The 6000-nt window shown below is 69.5% G+C and carries 3 protein-coding genes; all 3 read right to left on the bottom strand.

Annotated features, from left to right (window positions below):
* Positions 1–92: 92 nt before the first annotated feature.
* A complete protein-coding gene (locus ACWDR3_RS12410) occupies positions 93–2159 on the bottom strand; it encodes an ATP-dependent DNA helicase (protein ID WP_450352431.1) in 2067 nt (688 codons plus the stop codon).
* 528 nt (positions 2160–2687) lie between these two features.
* Complete coding sequence (locus ACWDR3_RS12405) at positions 2688–3554, bottom strand: GNAT family N-acetyltransferase (RefSeq protein ID WP_450352430.1); 867 nt, start codon at positions 3552–3554, stop codon at positions 2688–2690.
* 123 nt (positions 3555–3677) lie between these two features.
* Positions 3678–5750, bottom strand: a complete 2073-nt coding sequence (locus ACWDR3_RS12400; protein WP_450352429.1) for an IucA/IucC family protein — start codon at positions 5748–5750, stop codon at positions 3678–3680.
* Positions 5751–6000 lie beyond the last annotated feature (250 nt).

Here is a 6000-nt window from a genome sequence, read left to right as displayed (position 1 = left end):
GGGCATGCGGCTCACGCTGACATTGTCGCCGGACGCCTCGCGCGGGTTCTCCGGCGAAGGCGGTCCGCGGTTTCGCGTCAGGCCACCCCCCATCACTCGTCGTCCGCGTCCGGCTCGACCTCGGCGGTCGCCTGGTCCGCCGAGACAGCCGGCTCTTCCGCCTTCGCCTGTTCTTCGGCCTTCTTCTGCTCTTCGGCCTTCTTCGCGGTCGCGTCGATCGCGGCGAGGGACTTCCGGACCTGGTTACGGTCCGTCGTGAACCAGAAGTCGGGCAGCGACGCCTTCAGATAGCTGCCGTACCGAGCCGTGGCAAGGCGCTGATCCAGTACGGCGACCACGCCCCGGTCCCCCGACGCCCGTACGAGGCGGCCGGCGCCCTGGGCCATGAGCAGCGCCGCGTGAGTGGCGGCGACCGCCATGAAGCCGTTGCCTCCGGCGTCCTCGACCGCCTTCTGGCGGGCGCTCATGAGGGGGTCGTCCGGGCGCGGGAACGGGATCTTGTCCATGACGACCAACTGGCAGCTGGTTCCCGGGACATCGACGCCCTGCCAGAGCGAGAGGGTGCCGAAGAGACAGGTCTTCGGATCGGCCGCGAAGCTCTTGATCAGCTCGCCGAGGGTCTCCTCGCCCTGCAGCAGGATGGGGAACTCGGGGATCCGGGAGCGCAGTTCCTCGGCGGCGAGCTGGGCCGCACGCATGGAGGAGAAAAGGCCGAGCGTGCGTCCGCCGGCCGCCTGGATCAACTCCGTCAGCTCGTCCAGCATGTCCGCGCGGTCACCGTCGCGCGCCGGGCGCGCCAGGTGCTTGGCGACGTACAGGATGCCCTGCTTGCGGTAGTCGAAGGGCGAGCCGACATCGACGCCCTTCCACTGCGGGATGTCCTCGCCCTCGGTGCCCTCAGGGGCCAGTCCGAGGGAGGCGCCGACGCCGTTGAAGTCGCCGCCGAGCTTCAGCGTGGCCGAGGTCAGGACCACGGAACGGTCCGTGAAGAGCTTCTCTCTGAGCAGGCCCGACACGGACATGGGGGCCACCCGCAGGGAGGCGCCGAAACGGTCGTGGCGCTCGTACCAGACGACGTCCCACTCGGAGCCGTTGGTGATCCGCTCCGCCACGTCGTGGATGCTCTCCACGGACGCGAGCGCCTGTTTGCGGACCGCGTCCTCGTCCTGGACCGACTTGTCACGCGTCGCGCCGATCGCGGAGATCACCGTACGACAGGCATCGCGCAGCGCCATGAGCGCGTAGCCGAGGTCCTCGGGGATCTCTTCGAGACGGCCCGGCAAAGCAAGCTCCATCAACCGCTCGAAGCCCTCGGCGGCGGTCTGGAGCTGGTCGGCGGCCTTCTCGTTGGCCAGCTTCGCGGCTCGGCGCACGGCACGGTTGACCTGACCGGGTGTGAGCTCACCGGTGGCAACTCCGGTGACCCGGGAGACCAGTTCGTGCGCCTCGTCGACGATCAGCACCTCGTGCGGCGGGAGGACCGGGGCGCCCTCGATGGCGTCGATCGCCAGCAGTGCGTGGTTGGTGACGATCACCTCGGAGAGCTTGGCGCGCTCGCGGGCCATCTCGGCGAAACACTCGGCGCCGTACGCGCACTTGGACGCGCCCAGGCACTCGCGGGAGGAGACCGAGATCTGGGCCCAGGCGCGGTCGGAGACGCCGGGCGTGAGGTCGTCGCGGTCGCCGGTCTCCGTCTCGTCCGCCCAGTCGCGCATGCGCAGCAGGTCCTGGCCCAGCTTGCTGGTCGGCGTGGCCGCCTCGAACTGGTCGAAGAGGCCCTCCTCCTCGTCCTGCGGAACTCCCTCACGCAGGCGGTGCAGGCACAGGTAGTTCGACCTGCCCTTGAGCATCGCGAACTCCGGGCGGCGGCGCAGCAAGGGATGCAGTGCGTCGACCGTGCGCGGCAGGTCGCGCTCTACGAGCTGGCGCTGCAGGGCGAGGGTGGCCGTCGCCACGACGACCCGCTCCCCGTGCGCGAGCGCGGGCACCAGATAGCCCAGCGACTTTCCGGTGCCGGTGCCGGCCTGGACCAGCAGATGGGAACCGCCGTCGAAAGCCTCCGCGACGGCTTCGGCCATGGTCACCTGGCCAGGGCGCTCCGAACCGCCGACAGCAGTGACGGCAGCATGCAGGAGTTCGGGGAGTGAGGACTTCGTCATAGGGCGACCACCCTACGGCCCGGGACTGACAAACGGGCGATCAAGCCTGGTGGGAGCGACGGGATCAAGACCTTGGCCGTCTCGGCCGGTGACAGGGGTGGAGCGGGGTGGGGTCGAAGTCCGATCGGGGTCGGATCGGATGGGGGCCGAGTGGGGATCGGCTGTGGTTGGGGTGGCATCGGATCCGATCGGTGGGGCGTGGGCGGGGGCGAGTGGGGACGGGCGGGGGTGCGTGGGGGGAGGGGAAAATGGTGGAGGCGGAAGGGGGCGGTCGCACGGGACACGACCGCGAGTGGGGTGTCCGAAAGCGGAGTGTCCGAGAGCTGAGTGTCCGAGAGCCAGGCTTCCCAGAACTGGACCGGGAGCGTGGCGGGCAACGCGCCATTCCGTCCGTGTTCGGCACTGCAGCAACTGATCTACGGGCACCTCGGCACCAGCCCATCCACGAGCGCGGAAATCGGTTCGGCGGAAGTGGGAACCGGATCGACCCGAGCGGTGTACCAAAAGTAGCGACGTCGCCATATGGCGTTACAACAGGTCGCGCAGGGACCGGTCTCGGATCATGAGGGCCGCCCGCTTGGCGGGCAGGTCGACCTCGGCGGAGAAGCGGAAGCCGGCGCGCAGGAAGGCGGCTACGGAAGGGGTGTTGCGAAGGTCGGGTTCCGCGATGACACGCGCGCAGGCGGGCCTCTTGTCCAGGGCGAGGTCGGCGACGGTTCGGAGAAGCGTGCTGCCGAGCCCTCGCCCACGGTCGGCGACGCCGCCGATGAGGAGGTGGATTCCGGTGTCATGAGGTCGAGCGGGGTAGCGGCGGGCCAGTGGGTCCAGATCCGCCCGGTAGATCTCCCAATAACTCATGGGTGTGCCCTCCAGCACCCCGAGGCAAGGAACGCTGCGTCCGTCACCGGTGAGCTGAGCCCGCAGGTGGTCCTCGGTCACGGTCTGGGAGCCGGCCAACTCCCAGAATTCCGAGACAGCGGGGTCGTTCATCCATCGGCTGATCAGCGGAAGGTCTCGCTCGGTGTGAACGGGGACGAGTTGGAACACGCCTGCGGGCGTGAAGGCCGGGCCCCAGTCGGCGATCCGGTCGAGGAGTTCGTCGGTGGAGATCTGGTCGCGACCGAGGCTGGGGCGGCCAGCGGCGGTATCAGTACAGGTGCCGATACAGGTGCTAGTCCCAGTGCCAGTACCGATGCCAGTGCTGGTGTCCTGAGCGAAGAGCGCGATCGACTCGTCGGTCAGACGCAGGTCCAGCGTGTCCTCGCAGTCGGAGCCGATGCCGGCGCCCAGGTCGGTGACGGCGGAGGAAGAGACTGCGGAGCCGGAGCCGGAGCCGGAGGCTGAGGTTGACGCTGGCGCTGGGGCTGCGTTCGCTCCGGCGTCGGTGGGAGGCACGGTGACGCTCCTCTCTGAGGTCACTGAGGTCTCAGAGGCCTCAGAGGTCTCAGAGGTCTCAGTAGGCGGGGGTGGGACATGTCCCTCAGGTGCTCGTGCTCAGGGACCCAGGGACCCATCCGCTCAGGAATGAAGGGGGTTGGCGATGGTGACGTAGACGGACTGGGTGTCGACCGGACCGACGAGTTCGTCGAGGCCGTGCAGTCGGGTCAGGAGATTGGCCTTGCAGCGCAGTACGGGTGAGTCGAGCAGGCGGGCGGGCAGGGAGGTGCGCAGAGGGGCGGGGCCGGAAGCGACGTCACCGAGGAAGCGACGGAAGGCGGCGAGCAACACGCGTTCGTCGGCCAGGCGTTGGGAGCCGAACGCGCCGATGAGGCCGAGCACGTTGTTGATGGCGAGGTAATAGGCGAACCGCTCGTCGGTGACCTCGTCGGAGACGAACGTGTCGCTCTGCTCGCCGATGCCGGGCAACCGGGCGTCAAGGTCCGCGCGACGGGACTCGCGGAAGTAGTAGCCCTGGTTGTCGCGGTAACGACCGCCCGCGGGCCAACCCTCGGCGTCCAGCAGAAGCAGCGTGTTCTGCTGGTGGGCCTCCAGCGCGATCCCGGCCTCCGCGTCCAGCCATAGCACGGGCCGGACGACCTGTTCGAGGTAGCGCAGGAACCACTCGGCGGCAACGGCCCCACACGGACGGCCGGTTCGGCGAGCCAGGCTGGTGACGAGGTCGGCGAGTCGGGACCGCAGGGTCGGCCGGCCCGCCTCCGGGCCGCGCGGTCGGGGCGAGACGAGTCCGGCGACGCAGGAGACGTCGTCCGAGGGGCTGAACGGGTTGTGCCGGATCACCACGTCGAGGCCGGCGACCGGGACACCGTTCGGACCGTCGACGGCGAGCCAGGCAGGGTCGCGGACGATGTCGAACCCCGGGTGGGCTGCCTGCCACTGCTTCGCGAGGCCGCTGCGCAGCAGGCGGTGGACCTCGACGCCTCGATGCAGTTCCTTGCGGAGGTTCTCACGACGGGAGTTGGTGATGCGGAGGCCCAGAGACAGCTTGAGCATGGCGGGGGCGCCGGAGCGATGGACGGTTCGTACGGAGGAGGTGGGGTGCCACGGGAGGCCATGTGGTCCGAGGTCGCGGAGAAGTCCGGCGTCGAGCAGGGCCGCGATTTCGGGGCGCTGACGAGCCTCGCGCAGTTGCCAGGGGTGCATGGGCAGGGCCGCGTAGCCGTCGGGCAGTGACAACGGACGCTCGTCACCTGCGAGTCGTGCCGTGAGGTGGGACGCGGGGACGAGGCGACCGCGCTCGGTCCAGGCGGAGTCGGTGGCGAGTACGGACGGGGCGACAGCAAGCCAGTGCAAGGGGAAGGAGCCGCGCAATTCCGGTGAGTACAGCGGTACTTCGGACTCGGAGAGACCCTCGCGACTCTTGGGAGTCGGGTGCAGGGGGTGTCCGAGCAGGAGAGCCTGCTCGGCTGCGAGGAAGAGATCGGGGCCGTCGGAAGGGTGCCGGCGGCGGTCGGTGAGGAAGGTGGCGGTATGGCGGAGGGAGTCGATGACGCGGGCGACCAGGTCGGCGCCGGATGTGGAGGTGAGGTCGGGTGGAGAGGTGGGATGAAGTGTGGCTGCGGGGCTCGCCGGTGACTCAGCGACGTGTCCGCCCTCGGAGCCGTGCCCGCCCTGCCCGCCCTCAGAGCCGTACCTGCCCTCGACGCCGAGGTAGTCGTCGATGCCGACAGGCATCTCGCGGGCGAACAGCGCCGCGATCGTGACCGCGTCCGCCGGCGAGGACCGGCCGGGGTCAGGGGTGTTGGCGAAGTACGGGGTGCCGAAACGGTGCCAGCCGGTCGGGGACCAGTAGTGGATCGGGGCGTGCAGAGTCGTCCCGCTTGCAGGGAGGGGGATGCGGAGGGTGCCGTCAGTGGGGGCGGGGAGGTCGGCCTCGCGTGCCCAGCAGCGGAGGAGGTTCTCGACGGTGGCGGCGTCGGCTGCGGTGACCGGGTCGGCGTGTTCCAAAGGGTCGGCGAGGGGGTGAGGCGGTCGCGGTGGCTCGACAAGTGAGGTTCGGCTCTGCGGCGGGACCGAGGCCCCTGGCGCCTTGGCCTGCTCCGGAACCCTGGCCTGTGCCGGGACATCGCCCTGCTGGTGCGGCACCGGTGTGGACGTCGGTGCATGGGGGTCGGGGGCGGAGGTGGTGTTCAAGGTCGTTCCTCATAGGTGGTTCTGGGCCGTGCGGTTGGCTCGCGCTGGCGGTTCGTCCCGGTGTTCTGAATGCAAGGAGTTGGGGGGCAACAGGCAGATGTGGAAATCAGTCGGCAGAGCGGCACGCGCGTTGAGGTCTCGGCCCCGCCATCACGGGGACCGGACACGGACAGCTGGACCCCCATCGGTACCAACCGTGCAGCCTGCACGGAGTTACGGCTTGCCTCAAGATCCTTGCCGGAGAGGGGCC

It is taken from the genome of Streptomyces sp. NPDC001002 (assembly GCF_053599215.1).
The sequence above is the reverse complement of the archived record's forward strand: the minus strand, read 5'-3'. Positions and strand labels throughout refer to the sequence as shown.